The sequence below is a fragment of the Sphingobacterium sp. HJSM2_6 genome (assembly GCF_049316305.1).
Lineage (GTDB): Bacteria > Bacteroidota > Bacteroidia > Sphingobacteriales > Sphingobacteriaceae > Sphingobacterium.
Map to the genome: position 1 here is coordinate 65,790 of NZ_JBMOXB010000019.1, position 18,943 is coordinate 84,732.

Annotated in this window: 20 protein-coding genes; 8 read left to right on the forward strand and 12 right to left on the reverse strand. The window is 34.7% G+C overall.

Annotated features, from left to right (window positions below):
• Positions 1–16 precede the first annotated feature (16 nt).
• From lepA to ACFRAE_RS15670, 6 genes are all read right to left on the reverse strand, one after another.
• Positions 17–1,807 (reverse strand): translation elongation factor 4, encoded by a 1,791-nt coding sequence (lepA, locus tag ACFRAE_RS15645; protein ID WP_422798109.1) that lies wholly within the window; start codon positions 1,805–1,807, stop codon positions 17–19.
• A 462-nt stretch (positions 1,808–2,269) separates the two neighbouring features.
• The gene (locus ACFRAE_RS15650; protein WP_422798110.1) at positions 2,270–3,508 is read right to left on the reverse strand and encodes an MFS transporter; all 1,239 of its coding nucleotides are present in this window, start codon (positions 3,506–3,508) and stop codon (positions 2,270–2,272) included.
• A 119-nt stretch (positions 3,509–3,627) separates the two neighbouring features.
• Entirely contained in the window at positions 3,628–4,827 is a 1,200-nt protein-coding gene (gene fabV / locus ACFRAE_RS15655; RefSeq protein ID WP_422798111.1) for an enoyl-ACP reductase FabV, read from the reverse strand.
• 149 nt (positions 4,828–4,976) lie between these two features.
• Positions 4,977–6,128: a serine hydrolase domain-containing protein gene (locus ACFRAE_RS15660; RefSeq protein ID WP_422798112.1), complete on the reverse strand. Its 1,152-nt coding sequence runs from the start codon at positions 6,126–6,128 to the stop codon at positions 4,977–4,979.
• Between the two features lie 10 nt (positions 6,129–6,138).
• Complete coding sequence (locus ACFRAE_RS15665; RefSeq protein WP_422798113.1) at positions 6,139–6,849, reverse strand: DUF3307 domain-containing protein; 711 nt, start codon at positions 6,847–6,849, stop codon at positions 6,139–6,141.
• 10 nt (positions 6,850–6,859) lie between these two features.
• Positions 6,860–7,465: a hypothetical protein gene (locus ACFRAE_RS15670; protein WP_422798114.1), complete on the reverse strand. Its 606-nt coding sequence runs from the start codon at positions 7,463–7,465 to the stop codon at positions 6,860–6,862.
• Positions 7,466–7,725: 260 nt separating this feature from the next.
• On the opposite strand from ACFRAE_RS15670, the gene ACFRAE_RS15675 reads away from it, so the two are divergent.
• Complete coding sequence (locus tag ACFRAE_RS15675) at positions 7,726–8,601, forward strand: PPK2 family polyphosphate kinase (RefSeq protein ID WP_422798115.1); 876 nt, start codon at positions 7,726–7,728, stop codon at positions 8,599–8,601.
• Positions 8,602–8,613: 12 nt separating this feature from the next.
• On the opposite strand, the gene ACFRAE_RS15680 is transcribed toward ACFRAE_RS15675, so the two are convergent.
• Both ACFRAE_RS15680 and ACFRAE_RS15685 read right to left on the reverse strand, forming a co-directional pair.
• Positions 8,614–9,402, reverse strand: a complete 789-nt coding sequence (locus ACFRAE_RS15680; protein ID WP_422798116.1) for an SDR family oxidoreductase — start codon at positions 9,400–9,402, stop codon at positions 8,614–8,616.
• A 58-nt stretch (positions 9,403–9,460) separates the two neighbouring features.
• Positions 9,461–9,832 (reverse strand): hypothetical protein, encoded by a 372-nt coding sequence (locus ACFRAE_RS15685; RefSeq protein ID WP_422798117.1) that lies wholly within the window; start codon positions 9,830–9,832, stop codon positions 9,461–9,463.
• 134 nt (positions 9,833–9,966) lie between these two features.
• Here ACFRAE_RS15685 and ACFRAE_RS15690 point away from each other — a divergent pair, with 134 nt between their 5' ends.
• From ACFRAE_RS15690 to kdsB, 4 genes are all read left to right on the forward strand, one after another.
• The gene (locus tag ACFRAE_RS15690; protein ID WP_422798118.1) at positions 9,967–10,347 is read left to right on the forward strand and encodes a hypothetical protein; all 381 of its coding nucleotides are present in this window, start codon (positions 9,967–9,969) and stop codon (positions 10,345–10,347) included.
• A gap of 103 nt (positions 10,348–10,450) precedes the next feature.
• Positions 10,451–11,449, forward strand: coding sequence for a tryptophan--tRNA ligase (trpS, locus tag ACFRAE_RS15695; RefSeq protein ID WP_422798119.1), 999 nt, complete (start codon positions 10,451–10,453; stop codon positions 11,447–11,449).
• Positions 11,450–11,454: 5 nt separating this feature from the next.
• Positions 11,455–12,069, forward strand: coding sequence for a deoxynucleoside kinase (locus tag ACFRAE_RS15700; protein ID WP_422798120.1), 615 nt, complete (start codon positions 11,455–11,457; stop codon positions 12,067–12,069).
• A 107-nt stretch (positions 12,070–12,176) separates the two neighbouring features.
• Positions 12,177–12,917 carry a 3-deoxy-manno-octulosonate cytidylyltransferase gene (gene kdsB / locus ACFRAE_RS15705; RefSeq protein WP_422798121.1) on the forward strand — a complete coding sequence of 247 codons (741 nt, stop codon included), beginning with the start codon at positions 12,177–12,179 and terminating at the stop codon, positions 12,915–12,917.
• 10 nt (positions 12,918–12,927) lie between these two features.
• Here the strand turns inward: kdsB and ACFRAE_RS15710 are convergent, their stop codons facing one another.
• Genes ACFRAE_RS15710 through ACFRAE_RS15720 form a run of 3 tightly spaced genes read right to left on the reverse strand, consistent with a single transcriptional unit; the run spans position 12,928 to position 15,481 of the window.
• The gene (locus tag ACFRAE_RS15710; RefSeq protein WP_422798122.1) at positions 12,928–13,830 is read right to left on the reverse strand and encodes an aldo/keto reductase; all 903 of its coding nucleotides are present in this window, start codon (positions 13,828–13,830) and stop codon (positions 12,928–12,930) included.
• Complete coding sequence (locus tag ACFRAE_RS15715) at positions 13,817–14,491, reverse strand: FKBP-type peptidyl-prolyl cis-trans isomerase (protein ID WP_422798123.1); 675 nt, start codon at positions 14,489–14,491, stop codon at positions 13,817–13,819. Before ACFRAE_RS15715 ends, ACFRAE_RS15710 begins: the two co-directional genes overlap by 14 nt.
• A complete protein-coding gene (locus ACFRAE_RS15720) occupies positions 14,492–15,481 on the reverse strand; it encodes a glycosyltransferase family protein (protein WP_422798124.1) in 990 nt (329 codons plus the stop codon). It lies immediately after the preceding gene.
• 112 nt (positions 15,482–15,593) lie between these two features.
• On the opposite strand from ACFRAE_RS15720, the gene ACFRAE_RS15725 reads away from it, so the two are divergent.
• The gene (locus ACFRAE_RS15725) at positions 15,594–16,460 is read left to right on the forward strand and encodes a zinc dependent phospholipase C family protein (protein WP_422798125.1); all 867 of its coding nucleotides are present in this window, start codon (positions 15,594–15,596) and stop codon (positions 16,458–16,460) included.
• Positions 16,461–16,604: 144 nt separating this feature from the next.
• Here the strand turns inward: ACFRAE_RS15725 and ACFRAE_RS15730 are convergent, their stop codons facing one another.
• The gene (locus tag ACFRAE_RS15730) at positions 16,605–17,714 is read right to left on the reverse strand and encodes a metallophosphoesterase (protein WP_422798126.1); all 1,110 of its coding nucleotides are present in this window, start codon (positions 17,712–17,714) and stop codon (positions 16,605–16,607) included.
• A gap of 396 nt (positions 17,715–18,110) precedes the next feature.
• On the opposite strand from ACFRAE_RS15730, the gene ACFRAE_RS15735 reads away from it, so the two are divergent.
• Together ACFRAE_RS15735 and ACFRAE_RS15740 are read left to right on the forward strand one after the other, a co-directional pair.
• Entirely contained in the window at positions 18,111–18,362 is a 252-nt protein-coding gene (locus tag ACFRAE_RS15735) for a hypothetical protein (RefSeq protein ID WP_422798127.1), read from the forward strand.
• A gap of 33 nt (positions 18,363–18,395) precedes the next feature.
• Positions 18,396–18,917, forward strand: a complete 522-nt coding sequence (locus ACFRAE_RS15740; protein ID WP_422798134.1) for a helix-turn-helix domain-containing protein — start codon at positions 18,396–18,398, stop codon at positions 18,915–18,917.
• Positions 18,918–18,943: the final 26 nt, after the last annotated feature.

An 18,943-nucleotide genomic window follows, 5' to 3' on the forward strand; every position in this document is an offset into this window, starting at 1 on the left:
GGTTGATTTATATATATTAATCCAATTTAAGCACAGCCATAAATGCCGATTGAGGTATCTCAACATTACCTACCTGACGCATTCTTTTCTTACCCTTCTTTTGTTTTTCCAATAATTTTCTTTTTCGAGAAATATCACCACCATAACACTTCGCAGTTACATCTTTTCTCAATGCTGAAATGGTCTCTCTAGCGATGATTTTTGCACCTATTGATGCTTGAATACGAATTTCAAATTGTTGTCTAGGTAGTAACTCCTTTAGTTTCTCACAAATTTTCTTTCCAAAATCATAAGCGTTACTCCGGTGAATTAAGGAAGACAATGCATCTACCGGCTCATCATTCAAGCGGATATCTAACTTCACTAAATCTGAAGTCCTATAGCCAATCTGATGATAATCAAAGGAAGCATATCCTTTAGAAATCGTTTTTAATTTATCATAAAAATCGAATACAATTTCACCCATTGGCATTTCGAATACCAATTCCACCCGATCAGATGTTAAATACGATTGGTTAATAATAGCACCTCGTTTTTGAATACATAGAGACATGACAGGCCCTACAAATTCAGACTTGGTAATGATATTAGCTTTTATATAAGGTTCCTCAATACTATCCAGTTTACTAGGGTCAGGTAAATCAGAAGGGTTATGAACAATAACTTCTTCTGTGTTTTTGGTTAGATATGCTTTATACGACACGTTAGGAACGGTAGTAATAACCGTCATGTCAAATTCGCGTTCTAAACGTTCCTGAATAATTTCCATATGGAGCATACCCAAGAAACCACAGCGAAAACCAAATCCTAAAGCAGCCGAAGATTCTGGTTCGAAAACTAATGAAGCGTCGTTCAACTGCAGTCTATGCATAGATTCTCGAAGCTCCTCATAATCTTCCGTGTCTACCGGATAAATCCCCGCAAATACCATAGGCTTTACTTCTTCAAATCCTTGAATAGCTTCAGAACATGGTCTTTCCCGATGGGTAATGGTATCCCCTACTTTAACTTCCCTAGCCTCCTTAATTCCTGAAATTATATAGCCTACATCTCCAGTTTTAATCACTTCTTTCGGAACTTGATTTAACTTAAGAGTCCCTACTTCATCAGCAAAATATTCTTTTCCTGTTGCTACAAATTTAACACGATCTCCTTTTCTGATTTCCCCATTCTCCACCTTAAAATAAGCCATTATACCTCTAAAAGAGTTAAAAACAGAATCAAATATTAAAGCTTGCAATGGACCCGTAGGATCTCCAACTGGAGCCGGAATACGGGCAACAATTGCTTCTAATATATCAGGTATTCCTAAACCCGTTTTTCCAGAAGCTGGAATAATATCTTCTCTTTTACCACCTATTAGCTCAACAATCTGGTCTTTAACCTCTTCTGGCATAGCCCCAGGTAAGTCCATTTTATTTAAAATAGGGATAATTTCCAAATCGTGCTCCAATGCCAAATACAAATTGGAGATCGTCTGTGCTTGAATCCCTTGAGAAGCATCGACAATTAATAGCGCTCCTTCACAAGCGGCAATAGATCGCGAAACTTCGTAAGAGAAATCCACGTGTCCTGGAGTATCAATTAAGTTTAGTGTATATTGCTGACCATCTTGCAAATAGTCCATCTGAATCGCATGACTTTTTATCGTAATTCCACGCTCACGTTCCAAATCCATATTATCCAACAATTGAGCTTGCGCCTCTCGCTGGGTAATGGTTTTGGTAAATTCCAACAATCTATCCGCCAAGGTACTTTTTCCGTGATCTATGTGCGCGATAATACAAAAATTGCGAATATGCTTCATACAGGTTATTTTGCCTACAAATTAATTCGCAAATATAATTGATTTATATGAGCTTTCCGTAGTTTATAATGACTTTTATGGTCGCTAAAATATCATTTTAGTAAATAAAACACTTTTTATGTCATTCCATTATTTTATTTTTTTTAACAACCTCCTATTTGTTATAAATTAAGAGTAATGAGTTAACTATATCAGTATGGCATGGAGCATGTTGAAAGATTAAACAAATTTTAAGGCTTTTAGAATTGGAGGCCGAAACGATGATCATGAACCTTGGGCAACTTACCCAACAATTAATCTTGCGGAACATTCCAATTTGCAACACATTGTGCTATTTCTACCCCGAATTAAGATTCATTTCAGAACCTTAAAAAATGTGTCTAGTGCATATAAAAAAGGCCTGTCACCCATAGGGACATGCCTTTTCCATATTATCCTAATATCTTATATAAATTAATGGCTTTAAACAGCACTTTTTCTTTTTCGAATACCATCCACACGATACAATAGCCAAATACCTACAATACTGATAAATACAACAATATATCCGACAATATTGTAATTAATTAATGGACTAGATGGATTGGGTTGCACAATAATTAATCCAGCGAAATAAGCTGCAACACCACCAGAAAGCTGTTGTAAGGAAGAGCTTACACTCATAAATGCACCTCTATCCTTCATTTCAGGAACAGAGGTAATTAATGCAGAAGATGGGGCCATACGGCTTAATACCCCCATCATCATTAAAACATTAGCGATCACTACCCAAACAAAATTTGTAGGACCTAAATTTGTATAGATAAGCACCATTACAATCATCCACAGTGAGGCTATACAAAAGATTTTAAATTTATCAAACGTATCACTCCATCGTCCAACTAAAGGTAAAATTATTAGCGAGACTATACCAGATATCATAAATAACATCGGTAATTGATCATGACTTACCTTAAGATTATTGACAGCAAAAACAGATCCGAAGGGCATCATCATAAATCCTCCGATCGATAATAAGGCGGTACACAAAAATCCTATCCGATAAGTCTTATTGGAAAAGGTATTTATTAAATGATGAAATGCCGAATACTCTTTTTGCAAGCCTAGGTGTTCTTTTATTGGATTTAACTTTAAGGCGATTAACAAAACAATGATTAATGAAAATACTGCAATCCAAAAAAAAGCATGTTGCCATCCGAATGCATTCCCTATAAATAATCCTATGGGTATCCCTAAAACCTGACTTGCCCCAAAACCCATTTGAATAAAACCCATTACCCGGCCGCGTTGTTCCATTGAAAACACATCCGTTACAATTGCCATGGATATCGAGCCGATAACTCCTCCAAACAAGCCTGTAATTATCCGTGCAATAACCAACATGGTATAATCAGTAGAAAAGCTACAAAGAAAAGTCCCAACAATAAAACCTACGTAAAAAAACAACAACAATTTTTTACGATCAAATCGATCTGCAAATCCAGCGGTTAACAAACCTGAAATCCCGGCGCTAAAGGCATAGGCAGAAACGGCAACGCCAAATTGAACAGGGGTTAATTGTATGGATTTCATAAGTAAATCGCCCATTGGCGACATAATCATAAAATCTAAAACTACGGTAAATTGTGTTAATGCCAGTATCAAAATAACAAAGCGCTGATAGGAAGTTAATGGTGTAATAGTCGTCTCTTTAGTCTTCATAAATTATCTGTTCATTAGTTAAAGTTCATTTGCTGAACTAAACTTTCTATAATTGAAATAAAAGTAAAAAAGAAACGCCGAACATATTGCTCAGCGTTTCTATATTTTTTAGTTATGGATTAACCATTAATACTTGGAACATCAACTAATTCACTGGTGTCTTTTTCGTAATCAATCTCATTGAAATTAAATCCGAATAACTGAAAGAAATCATTCCGATATCCAGCGATATCAGAAATTTCTTCGAGGTTTTCTGTAGTTGTTTGTTTCCACAGTTCTGAAACTTCCTGTTGAACGTCTGCACGCATTTCTAAATCATCAACACGTATTCTCCCTTTCTCATCTAATGCAGGTGCATGTCCTGAATACAAACGTTCTGCAAATAAACGTTGCATCTGTTCTATTGTTCCTTCATGAATACCCTTTTCTTTCATTACTTTATATAATAATGAGATATACAATGGAACAACAGGAATTGCCGAACTTGATTGCGTTACTAACGCTTTATTCACGGAAACATACGACACACCATGTAGGTCGGCCAATAATTCATTAATTTCTGTAACGGAACCTTCTAAATGATCCTTCGCTTTTCCTATGGTACCATTTCTATAAATTGGATATGTTAATTCTGGTCCAATATAGGAATAAGCTACTGTTTTGACACCTTCAGCTAAAACTCCAGCCGCTTTAAGGTCTTCGATCCAAAATTTCCAATCTTCACCACCCATGACAGCGACAGTATTGCGAATGTCGTCCTCATTATCTACCGGATTAATGGTAATATCACTAACCACACCACTATGAAAATCAACCGTCTTATCCGTAAATGCTTGACTTATGGGTTTTAATACCGAAGCATATTGTACACCAGTTTTAGGATGTGTACGTCTAGGTGATGCTAAAGAATAAACCACTAAATCAACCTGACCAAGATCTGCTTTTATCAAATCTATAGCTTGTTGTTTTACTTCATCCGAAAAAGCATCGCCATTAATACTCTTGGCATATAATCCTGCTGCATGCGCTTCATTTTCAAAAGCAGCTGAGTTATACCAACCTGCTGTACCTAATTTTCCTTCACTCGCAGGTTTTTCAAAAAACACGCCAATCGTCGCTGCTTGTGATCCAAAAGCAGCTGTAATACGAGATGCAATACCAAATCCTGTGGAGGCTCCAATTACTAATACCTTTTTAGGACCATTACTAATTTCACCTTTTGATTTTACGTATTCAATTTGGTTCTTTATATGTTGAGCTGTTCCTTCTGGATGAGCTGTAAGACATATAAAACCTCTAGTTCTTGGTTGAATAATCATCTTTATTATTTATCAATATTGAAAAATCTTTACAAAAATAGGTTTTTTTCAAGGAAACTTTTCCTTTCCAATTATTTTAAGCCCTAAGAATAAACTATAAAAAACAATATTCGTTTATTATTTAAGCTAACAAACTAAATTTCAATAAGTTATTTTTTTATAAAATTTTCATAAAGTAAATTAATCATTTCTTTTGAAAATTTTAATGTTTCTCCTTCTTCCACGTAGGTAGGAATACATCCATTCGTAATCACAATAAAACCAAACTTTTCTTTTGGTTCAAAAAACATATTGCTATACAGTCCATAGGCGGATCCTGTATGTCCAACCATTGTTTGATTTGCAATTAAATCCTTAGTTTTCAATAAGGCTAAACCATAGTTTTCTTTAGTAGACAAAGGCGTTTGCATTTGCTTGGCACTTTTTTTACTTATTAATTTCGTTTTTCCTAACTTTCCATAGTTCATATGCATTAACATATAGCTAGCCAAATCATTAGCAGAAATCTTCAAACCACCTGTTGGTGAAAATATAGCTGTTGTCTTCCCTAAAACATGATTTTTCACCTCTTCAGATCTAGGATTATAAGCGGCATCCTGTGCAACAAAGTTCCCTGACTCTTGCTCATACAATTTCACAAAGCTTTTTTTATCCAATGAATCTACACAAAAACCAGCATTTAAGCCAAGTGGACTTAGAATCTTTTTCTTTACATATATATCAAATCGTTCCCCACTTATTCTTTCTATGACAGCTCCTACCATATTATAATTCAAATTACAATATTCATATTGTGTACCCGGTTCATACTGATTATAAGATTTTTCCCAATTTGGATTTTTACTTGGATCCAAACCATCAAAATTAAAATAACCATTACTATCATTGATGCTGGAGCGATGTGAAAGAACCATTTCTAAAGTAATGACAGTATTTGGATACCTCGGGTTACGAACTTTAAAACCTACAAGGTCACTAAAATCATCCGTCAATTTCAATTTTCCTTGTTCCACGAATTGCATAATAGTAGTTGCACTAAATGACTTCGAAATAGAGGCAATTCGGAACAAATCCGTATTACTTAGCGCCACCCGATTTTCCAAATCCTTAAATCCATAAGATTTACTAAAAATGGGTTTTCCATTTTTCACGACCACGACAGAAAGACCTACAGCTTCGTGCCTTTGAATAAGTGCTTGTACCGCTTCTTCAAAACCTGCCTTTTGAGCAAGTAAATTGTGTTGAGATGCTATTCCTAACAGCAGAATTAATAGGAAACGATATAATCTAGGTAATTGCATAAGTATGATATTATAAATAAAGTAATATATTTTTCAAAGATAAACCAATAAGAGTTCCAAAACCAAAACTTAACAATGTTCCTATTAACACATATTCTGTAAACTTGGTATCTTTAGCATTACTAAGATCTCCAAATCTAAATATTGACTTTGCCGCTAATAGAAAACCTATGCCTTCGTATAAATCAATACCTATAAAACCTATAATAAAAAGCCTCTCCAAAATGCCGATCAATGTACCTGCATCAAATAAACTTTCCTTTCTCTTGATGTTAAATTCAGCTTCATTATTCCACTTACTAAAAAACACCCGGATGATAATAGGGACAACGAAAATGGCTAAAACAAGCGCAATTACAAAAATCAGAAACTTTTCAACAGGAAAATTGGATATAAACTCAAAAAAGTATGGTTGATCTGTATAAAAATAGACAGCAAAAATACTGGCAAAATGCAACAATTGATCCGCAGTAAATAAAAGAATAGGATTTATAGTCCATCGACTTTCAATACCTATCTTTAAACTATCTATAGCCAAATGCGAAGCAATTAAAAACAAAATATTTTCCCACTGTCCACTTAAGTCATGAATGAAAAATAATAACAAAAGCACCGTATGTACGGCCAGGTGATAACCTAAATATAATACATTTGTTTTTCTTCGTGCTACCCAAGATTTAGGTTGAAGAACAAAGTCCCCTATCAAATGGGCGAGAATCATCTTAAACAAACTAATTAGCATATTTTAAAAGTTCTTGTGTACAATATTGAATGACCTGTTGAATTTTGCCAAAATTGGCTTTATTCAATTCTTTACTTAGTTGACTCTGGTGATTTCTACCTATTCTTTTTGCTAAATCCACTTGGTTTAGTTCAGGATATTCCAACGTAGCTTTAACAGTTTCTGACATGTTTACCGTCCATTGATCGACCAATCTACTGCTTAAATTTAGAATTATATTGACACACTCATCCAAAGTGGCCCAATAAGATTTAAATGATAGAATTTCTTTTCCCAACTCATCCAATGATTCCCCAGAAAAAATGAATGCATCTCCCGTAGACCTTTTTATATCCAAATCTGCATATACGATTGACCCAACACCTACCCCCAACCGTACATCCAAGCCCTCTATGCTCTTAAGACTTGCCTTTAAATAAAATAAACATTCAAATAAATCTTCCAGTTTCACCTCCAATTGAAAGCTATCACCTCTAAATATAGAAAAAGAAGTGCTGTATTTTTCTAAGGCTTTTTCTAAAACTGGTAACCACAGGCTAGTCTCAACTGTTCGGGAATTGATTAAATCTCCTGTTATTATGGAATGAAAGCTCATATAGTCAATATTTAAAAATTTTATAATCAAATATAGTTATAATTCAATTTATAATCAAATATAGTTATAATTGAAATTATAACCAAAAACAGTCATATTAATATGCGTATAATTTGTATGGTCTGTTGATGGCTATTTTAAAACTAGCAAAACTAGCACTACTGCTTCGGCAATTCGAATCGATAGATATTCGAGTTAATTTAATAAAAGCAATTGATTTATTTGGAGTAAAATTTGTTAACTTCATTAAAACATTCATAATGAAAAACATCATAAAACAATATACTGCGGGAAAAGATTTTAAAATTAAAGATCAATCCACGAGAATATCAGATGAACTACCTCCTGAGGATGCTAAAAAAGAATTAAAAAAAATCAGAAAAAAGATTGCAGAAATTCAAGACAAAATGTACGCTCACGATCAATACAGTGTACTTATTTGTCTGCAAGGGATGGATACTGCGGGTAAGGATTCGCTAATAAGAGAGGTATTTAAAGCTTTTAATGTACGTGGTGTTGTGGTTGAAAGTTTTAAAACACCTACTGAAAAAGAATTGCAACATGACTACCTCTGGAGACATGAAATTAAGTTGCCAGAAAAAGGAAAGTTTGCAGTCTTTAATAGGACACATTACGAAAATGTATTAGTCACTCGAGTTCATCCAAGCTATTTGTTGAATGAAAATATCCCCAAATTAAAGAATCCTGCTAAAATCTCCGAAAACTTTTGGAAAACCCGCTTTGCTCAAATTAACAATTTTGAAAAGCGATTGGTTCAAAATGGAACCATAGTCTTGAAATTCTTTCTTAATTTAAGTAAAGAAGAACAAAAGAATAGGCTCTTAAGTCGTTTAGAAGAAGAAGATAAAAATTGGAAATTTTCTCCAGGGGATTTAAAGGAACGTGCATTATGGGATAAATATATGTTCTGTTACGAAGAAGCAATTCAGAATTGCAATAGTAAAGAAGCCCCTTGGTTTATTATTCCAGCAGATGATAAGGCCAATGCCCGATTATTAGTCGCACAGATCATTTATGAATCGCTATCCTTATTTAAAGATATTGAATACCCTGAAATGTCTCCAGAAGTTGAGGAACATAAAAGAAAGTACAAGGAACAACTGGAGGCAGAATAGCCTCCAATTGTGTTAAAATACCATATTTGATAATCCCCCATCTAGCGGAATACTTGCTCCATTTAAGTAGGACGCTAATGGAGAGGCTAAAAATGCGACAAGATTTCCATAATCAGTGGGATCACCTAATCTTTTAGCGGGGATAGAAAGAATTCTTCGCTCTTTAACCGATTCAAAACTTAAACCCTCCCTTTCTGCCTGCGAGACCAATAAACTATTTAATCGCTCCGTATTAAAATAACCAGTCAAAATAGAATTCACTGTAATCCCATCAGCTGCAACTAATTTTGATAATGATTTACTCCAACTTACCAATGCTGTTCGCATGCTGTTGGATAGAACCAATGCATCTTGTGGCTCTTTCACTGTTAATGATGATACATTGATTATTCTTCCATACCCCTTAGTCTTCATACTTGGTAAAACCAATTGGCTAGCGAATACAGCTTGTTGAAATAATAAATCAAAAGCTGTTTGATAATCTTGCGCTTGTTTTGTTTCTATCGTGCCTGCAATGGGTCCTTGGGTATTATTAACTAAAATATCAATATTAATTTCAGCCAAAAAAGCACTTAACTTTTCTTGGTGAAGGGAGCTATTCAAAAAATCTGTAACTAAATATCCGTGATGTTGATTCTTCGTGCTATCCAAATGCTGAACTGTGTTCTTAAGTTTCTCTTCATTTCTAGCCATTAAATAAACTTCTGCTCCAGCGGATGCCAATACCATTGCTATGCCCTTTCCTATTCCTCCGGACGCCCCTCCTACTAAAGCTCTTTTACCTGTTAAATCTATTTCCATATCTGATCAGTAATAAAGCTAAAGATACAGGTTAGCCTATCGTAATCTGCAAAAATTTTTAAGAATCATTTTTAGGATAGCCTTCTTCATCTAAATCCGCTCGATAATCCTCTTCATCTTTTGCGAGTTCCTTATCCATTAAAGAAACTTTTAAAATCCGATCATCAACAACCTGCATTTGATTGTTTTCCAATTCTTCCTCCTCCAACACTTTTAGATCTGCGTATTCATCCCCTACAAATGGATTGGAATTATCAAAAGTAGAATCATCATGGTGCGCACCAGCGCTGATGGTATCATAATCGGCAGGATGCTCCCAATCGGAATCCTGATCTTGAACATCAAACTCATACGAACCTTGTTCTTCATTAAAAGCCAAATTTTCAGGCTCCTGAGGTCCTTCTTCATGCTTCATATGTTGCTTTCCCATAGTTTTACATTTACCTAAAATAAAAACCCAACTTTTATAAAATTTGTTTGAAATATTCGAAGATATTCCTAAAATATTGTTTGATTTTCAGGGTATTAATTGTTATATTTACTTAACAATTATAAACTTCCAACATGCAGACTAAAACTGAGTACCTTATTTGGGACAAGATTGTTTCAAGTGCAAAAAGTCGTTTTGACGCCGATTTATACTCCACCAAATTTAAAACCATGAAGCCTGAGCTTTATGATAAACTCATATTGCATATCATTTTAGGTTTTGCTTCTGGCGAGGATCACGAAAACATCTCCATTATGTTGCATAATGAATTGGATCATCTTGGCATAGATGTCCGTGAAGGTATTATTGACACGATTGTTTCCGACAAACATGTGTTATTTAGTGCTGAAATTTATGCTGCTTACCTTACTTTTTCAATGTTAGAAGATGGTTCTAGTGAAATTGAAGTGTTAGGATACGTGACTGATTTACTGGAAAATCCTCAAATTTATTAATCCGCTTTTGCTATAGAATGTAGATCGTAACTTCGGTCAAGTATTCAATAAACAGCTCCAATTTGACGTAATATTTACGTATTTTTCTGTAACTTCGCAGCATATGGAAACCGTTGTTAGTGGTATCAGAAGTACCGGGAAATTACATTTAGGGAATTATTATGGGGCATTGCAAAATTTTGTGAAAATGCAAAATGAATACAATTGCTATTTTTTCATTGCCGACTTACATTCATTAACCACTCATCCCACACCTAGCGATTTAAATCAAACGGTAAGACAGGTTGTCGTCGAATATTTAGCTGCTGGTTTAGATCCTGAAAAATCCACCATCTACGTGCAGTCTGACGTTCCTCAGGTTGCAGAACTTTACCTGTACATGAATATGAACGCCTACTTGGGTGAATTAGAGCGTGCTACTTCATTCAAAGATAAAATCCGTGCAAACCCAAATAATGTCAATGCCGGATTATTAACCTATCCTGTATTAATGGCTTGTGATATTTTGATTCATCATGGCATAAAGGTTCCTGTGGGAAAAGATCAAGAGCAACATTTGGAAATGACGAGAACCTTTGGAAATAGATTTAATCGATTGTATCAAGTTGATTATTTTAAAGAAGCATTTGCATTTGCATATACCGATAAATTGGTTAAAGTTCCTGGTTTAAGTGGACAAGGAAAAATGGGTAAATCCAATGGGGATGCTGATTGCATTTACCTATCCGATGCGGAAGAAGTGGTTAGAAAAAAAATTATGCGTGCTGTATCTGATGCAGGACCTACAGAACCGAATCAAACCAAACCGGACTCCATTCAGAATTTATTCGATTTAATGAAGGTTGTATCCACAACTGATACCTGGAATCACTTTGAAGACTTGTATAATCGTTGTGAAATACGCTATGGTGATTTCAAAAAACAATTAGCTGAAGATATGGTTTTAGCTACAGCAAACGTTAGAAATCGAATAAACGACATCGATAAAGATGAAGAATATATTAAAAAAGTTTTAAAATTAGGAGCTGAAAAAGCAGAAGCAAGTGCCTCCAAAACCATTAAGGAAGTGCGTGAAATCATTGGCCTTAAAAGATTTTATTAAAAGATATGCATATAGCCATCGTAGGAAATATTGGTGCAGGTAAAACTACGCTTACCGAGCGCTTAGCTAAACATTTAAAATTTGACCCTCAATATGAAGCGGTAGAAAATAATCCTTACTTAGAGGACTTCTACAGTGATATGAAAAGATGGGCATTTAACCTTCAGATATTTTTTCTAAATAGTCGTTTTAGGCATATTGTCGATTTACAAAATCGGGAAATCAATATGATCCAAGACCGAACCATTTACGAAGACGCGTATATTTTTGCAGAGAACTTGTTTGATATGGGATTAATGAGTGCTCGTGATTTTGAAAACTACAGTGATATTTTTCAAAGTATCATTCATTATATCAAACCACCAGATTTATTAGTTTATTTAAGGGCATCTGTACCAACCTTGGTCAATAATATCCAAAAACGTGGTCGTGATTATGAATCGGGCATTCGTTTAGATTATTTATCTAAATTGAATGAAAAATACGAGAAATGGATTGGTAATTATAAAGAAGGAAAATTACTTATCATTGATAAAGATAATTTAGACTTTGCCAATAACAACGAAGACTTAGGTACTATTATTCAAAAAATAGAAACTGAACTTTATGGATTATTTTAAGTCCTAGGTACTTGAATTAAATTTTTAATGTAGTCATCTTTTTCATTACGCATTTCATGAATTTTCATTGCTAATGGCTAATTCATGAATATAAATAATTTTACAACATGAAAGTTATTGGTATAATTCCTGCACGTTTTGATTCTTCTAGATTTCCTGGAAAACCTTTAATTGATATTGCCGGTCAAACAATGATCCAACGGGTGTACAATCAATGCAAACATGCTGGATCTCTACATGAAGTAATCGTCGCAACGGATGATCAACGGATATTCGATCAGGTAAAATCCTTTGCAGGAAATGTGATTATGACCAATAAAAATCACCAATCTGGAACAGACCGTTGCGCTGAGGTGATAAATAACATCCAAGGATTTGATATTGCTGTAAATATTCAAGGTGATGAGCCTTTTATAGACCCACAACAGATCGACTTATTAGTTTCATGCTTCGCTAACCCTCAAGTTGAAATCGCTACCTTAATTAGAAAAATCACGTTACAAGACGAGTTAACCAATCCCAATAAACCAAAGGTTATTTTAAATACAGATCAAGAAGCTATATATTTTTCTCGTCATCCGATACCTTACTTTAGAGGAGTGGAGATCCATCAGTGGCTAGAAAAAACAGACTTTTACAATCATATCGGAATTTACGGTTATCAGGTGGATGTATTGAAAAAATTAACACAACTTAAACCATCCAAATTAGAACTGGCAGAGTCTCTAGAGCAATTGCGTTGGATTGAAAACGGATTCCGAATTAAAACAGCTTTATCAAACCATAGTAACGATGCTATAGATACGCCTGAGGATTTACAAATAATACTCAAAAAGTATTTTAACTAATAAATTATAGTTAACGATAATCTTTATAAGTTTGAATAGCTATTCCTGCTAATAGCTCAGAATAGGCATTTTCGGGAATTTTGTTTAATTCATCAATAGCGATAACGAGCTTTTTCATTTGTTCTTTATTTCGAACACCAACAATTGAGCTACAAACAGTTTGATGTATTAATGGATAATTTATTGCTAGTGCTAATGGACTAACTCCAAAAGAATTGGCTAATTCTTTGAGTTTTTCTTGAAGGCTAATAATAGCTGTAACGGACTGGTCTAAATAATTCTTTGCTATTTTGTCTATTAATAAACCTTGCCCTAATGTTCCTCTTGCAAAGACAGAAATTTGATGCCCCTCCAAAAAATCCAAGTATTCTTCCGGTCTACGGTCTATTAAACTAAATTGCATCATATTAGACTGCATAGCACTACGCGCAGCGTACAGCTTAAAAACTTGAGGCCTAATGGACGATAAACCATATTCCAGAATTTTTCCTTGATCTTTTAACAGTTCGAAGGCTTCAATTATCTCATCGATTGGATCTTCAATCATCCCACCATGCAATTGGTACAGGTCAAGATAATCAGTTTGTAAGCGCTTTAAACTCCCCTCAACGGCAGAAATTAGGTATGCTTTCGATGGCACCCAATCCCAACCTGAACCATCTTCTCTCCAACGATTGCCAACTTTTGACCCGATAATCCATTCTTTTCTCCGGGATTTTAATAATTTCCCTAAAAGTTCTTCATTTTTACCTTGATCATAGAGATCAGAAGTGTCCACATAATTGATACCCACTTCTGTCCCTTGATCGATGATATATTGATTCGTTAAATCATTCCCGGGCAATAAGGACATTGCTCCTAAGCCAATTTCAGAAACGCTAATATTGGATTGACCAATGTTACGCTGTTTCATCAGGAATCGATTTTTTAACATCAATTAGCTCTACTTCAAAAATTAGTGTACTGAATGGTGGAATTGGACCACTACCTCGTTCGCCATATCCTAAATGATAAGGAATAAAAAATTTATATTTCGAACCTACTTTCATTAAAGGAATAGCATATTTCCAACCTTCTATTACATTATCTAATGTAATCTCAATGGGTTGACCGCGTTCGTATGAATTGTCAAATTCAGCTCCTTCGGCTACACTACCAATATAATGCACAACGACGGAATCAGTTTCGCTGGCTTGAACTCCAGTTCCTTCTCTTAATACGAGGTATTGAATTCCTTCTGCAGTAACTTTTACATTTGGATTCTTTTTATTTGCATCTAAAAAGGCTTGAGCTTTTGCTTTTATTCCCGCATTCTTCTCCTCTTGAATACGTTGCATACCATCCCTAAGAATCACGTCTTTTTGATCGTCCGTAAATTTCGTTGGTTTTCCTTCTAAAACATCCGTAAAGGCTTGTAATAAAATTTTATTTTGAATAGGAAGCTCCATTTTCTTGATATATTGCGCCAAGTCTTGTCCCATGGCGTACGACAAGGAATCATTAGCGGTATAGGTTGTTTGAGCAAAGCTCCAAGTAAAAAATGTACAGGCGATTAAGGTTAGGATTGATTTCATTTATTTTTTATGTTTTTCTAAAATTTGTTCAATAATTTGTTCAGTACAATCTGGATAATCCACACTGACTATGGACTTTGCATTCAACCAAGATTCAATTTCTAATTCTGATTTTTTCTTTAAACTCTTGATCACCGGAACGCCAAGCTCTTCCAATGATGCAGCATTCAAGTGCTGTTCGTATTGGTTTTTCATAGGAATAACCAATAATTTCTTTTTTAAATATAAGGCTTCTGCAGGAGTTTCAAAACCGGCCCCACAAAGTATGCCTGATGCATTCGCCATACTCTGTACAAAAGCCTCACTATCAATCGGATTAATGGACACATTCTTCATTTTAAATGGCCTTCGATTATGTTTTGAAAACACCTCCCATTTCACATCTGGAAATCTAGACAGGTGCTTTAGCAGATGAGCATCATCATAAGAAGGTAAATAAACCGTATAATGTCCTAAATCTTGAGGATCTAATTGCCTTACGGATTGACGTATAACAGGTGTAAAAATATGCTTGGCATAGGATTTAAAATGGAAACCATAGGAATGAGTAGTCGGGGCATAATTTTTTATGATGAACTTCCCTAGCATATCCGTTTCCTCTGGTTTTGGACTAGCTTGATCAAAGGCCCCTATTTGATGACTTAGTCCAATACTGGAAAGCTCTTTGAAATAGCATGCCCATGCCGATATAGGCTCAAAATCATTGATAACTAAATCATACTCCTCGATCGGAACTGCATTCACTTCCTTGACAAATTTACGGACTGTAGAACTCATAAATGTTCTCCACAAATCAACTCCCCCGGATTTTCCGAAAATAAAGCTCAAGCCATGATAACGATATTTTACTTCAAATGGTAAGGTTATATCAGCTTGTATACCACTAACCAACACATCAACCTCTGCATATTTTCTAAGGCAAGGGATAATATCTATTGCTCTTGTGAGATGCCCATTCCCAGTACCTTGAACTGCATATAATATCTTCATGCTAATTCATTTAATGACCACATATCAACAAATTTAAGCTTATTAGTCTTGATAAAAAAGTCAGCGAATAAAAATTAATAGTTATTATATTTAAAGAAATAAATTAACCTATATGAAAATATTATCACTCTATTCTTTCTGCTTGCTATCCACCTTATTTTTAAGCTCTTGGGGTTTCTATAGTCATCAACTTATTAATGAAACAGCTGTATATAGTCTACCCAAAGAATTAATTCCATTTTTCAAATTCAACCAATATTTAATAAAGGAATATGCGGTGAACCCAGACAAGCGAGTCCATATTGACACGAACGAAGCTGTCAAACATTTTATCGATTTAGATAGACACAAACTAACTGACTCCTTATTTTTACCTTGGTACAAGGTAGAAAAGCTCCATTCCCCATCCTATTTACTCGCTCGAGGAATTATACCTTGGCAAATCAAACGAACATATGATCAATTGAAAGAGGCTTTGGAACAAAAAAACACCGATAGAATCATCAAATTGGCGGCAGACTTAGGTCATTATATGGCCGATGCGCATGTACCCCTACATACGAGCAGTAATTACAATGGGCAATTCAGCAATCAAACTGGTATACATGCGCTTTGGGAAACCAGAATTCCTGAAAAATTTGCAAGTCAATATAATTTATTAACAGGAAAAGCAGATTACATTGAGGATGTATTATCCTACAGTTGGAATACCATCCAGCAAAGTCATCAATTGCTAGATAGCCTTTTGATAAAAGACCGAATGGTAAAGGCGCTAATTCCGGTTTTGCAGCAAAAGTCATATAACTTTAGAAATAAAGTGATCATGCATTCCTATTCCGATCATTATGTACAAACTTACCACAAGCTACTCCATGGTATGGTGGAGAAACAATTACGCTCGTCTATTCATGCTGTCGCCTCGTTATGGTATTCCGCATGGATTGAAGCCGGGCAACCTCATCTTAAAATTAAAAGGTAGCGAACTCATTAATTTAATTCACCTATGAAATTAATACTTAATAAAAAAATGGATAAATTGGAAAGTATAACCTAAATAATTCATTCTATAACACCTATGGCCTCCATAGCAAAATACTTAAACCTAAGAATCCGTTAGGAAAAGTTATAATGCTGGAACTAAGTTTAATAAATTAATTTCATTTCTTGAACCTAAACGCATTCTACTCAAAAAAGTCCCTGCACCTTGAGATACGAAAACCGTTGTTTTACCTGCCTTATGTAAACCCTTATTATATTTAAAAATGAAGTTTGCTAAGTATGTAAATGGAAATACTTGTCCTGCATGCGTATGCCCTGCTACAAATAAATCCACCTGCAAATCCTGCGCATAATTTATTCCAACAGGACTATGATGCATTAATACGACTGCCTTATCTCGGTCCCATTCCAATTGATTTAAAACTTCTTTGATGGTCTGGTTATTATCAGAAGGATGCATATCAAAAGCATCATCATCCGCATTCATGTAGTCAAGTCCGATAATTTGTAATCCAGCAACTTCCAACACGTTATTATGCAATACTTGTACAGCATTTTCAGCTATAAGTTTTAAAGCTTTCTGTTCATCTATGGCCTTCTCATGATTTCCACTCACATAATAGGCTGGAGCTTTGAAAGCTGCTAGTGGACTTAAAATTTCTGGAAATAAGGCAACTTCAGAGTCCATTAAATCTCCTGCCAATAAGATGATATCCGGATTTCGTTTATTAGTTTCCTCAACTATTTTCTCCAAATAAGCTTTTCCCCGATGATGGCCTAGGTGAACATCGGTAATCAGCATAATTTGCATACTCCTATCTAATTTTGGAATATAAACCGTTCGTTCGTTGACTTCAAAATTTGAGGCGTTTAATGCTGCAATAACTGTTGGGATTAATGCTAATGCTAAAGCAATCCATCCTGTCATCAAATAGGGCAATTGGAGTACAGGCTGTACGAGCTGCATAAGCAACAATGACATCAATAGGAATATACTAAAGACAAGTATATAGCCGCCCAGTATGCTAAGACTACCAACAATTGGGCTACTACTTTTAACCGAAATAAAAATCAAAACCATTGCGCCAATTAATATCGTACTAACAGTCATAATAACAAGCCATTTGGAGGGTAAATTGAAATGTATCCTTAATCGACTACTCATATAATAGATCATGAAGGCAAAAATGCCAAGGATGACTAGCGTAATAAGTTTGGGTAATAAATTGTTCATTGGTATAGCAAATTAATTAAAGTACGTATTTACTGGTAGATTTAAGAAGTCCATCCTTCCCTTGCTGTTCAATATTCGTGATTTTATTGATTATCACTTTGATATTCCTTAAAGCCTCATCGGCATCCATTTTAATTTCGATGAACTTGTTGAACTGCCCTACAAAGATGAAAGGAATTAAAGGATTTTGTTTTCGTCAGAAGTTCAAAAACATTTGTTCACAAGTTCAGCCTTAATTTTTTTCCATTCAATCCTCTTTTAATGTAAGTCTAATCCGTTTAAGACCATAAAATAAACAGCTTTATGCTAAATTGATCAACTAATACCTGAAAATTAACTAGTTAAATTAGTGGTCTTTTTGCTGAATAATTGATCTTTCCTACTTATCTTCATGGAATGTTAAACAAACAAAAAGGAATATTATATTCTTGCTACTACCAAGAGAAATTGGAAAAAGAACAGCTAGTTGAAGAACATGCCCTTACCTATATACAATCTGGAAGCATTCAATTATTTAAGCCTGATGCCACTAACGTATTTGTAGAAGGTGATATTGTATTTTTAAGAAGAAACCAATTGGCAAAAGGTGAAAAAATACCAGGTACAAACGGTGAACCATTTAAATCAGTGAGTATCTTTCTAACATAAGAAGAATTACGAAAATATGCGGCAGAAAAAAATATAGAACCGCAAACTCAATATTCAGGAAGCCAGGTGATTAACCTAAGTCCGAACAGCTTTTTGGAAGCGTTTTTTCAATCATTACTACCCTACTACGAAAATCCTGAGGTATTAAATGAGGCAATAACAACACTAAAAATTCGGGAGGCCATTGAATTATTATTACAGAGGGGCAGTAATACAAAAAATTGGCTTTTCGATTTTTCTGAACCTTTTAAAATTGATTTAGAATCATTTATGCTGCAAAATTATGTGTATCATGTTTCACTAAAAGAGTTTGCTCGATTGAGCGGACGAAGTATCTCGACCTTCAAAAGAGACTTTAAGAAAATATTTGATACGACCCCAGAAAAATGGATCCGTGAACAAAGATTACAAAAAGCACATTACTTGATCAAAGAAAAAAAACAAAAACCTATTGACATCTATTTACAGGTAGGTTTTGAAAACCTTTCGCATTTTTCTACTACATTTAAAGAGTATTTTGGATTCACTCCTTCATCCGTTTTGACAAATAATTAACGTTCTACAAAATATTTGAAGGTTCT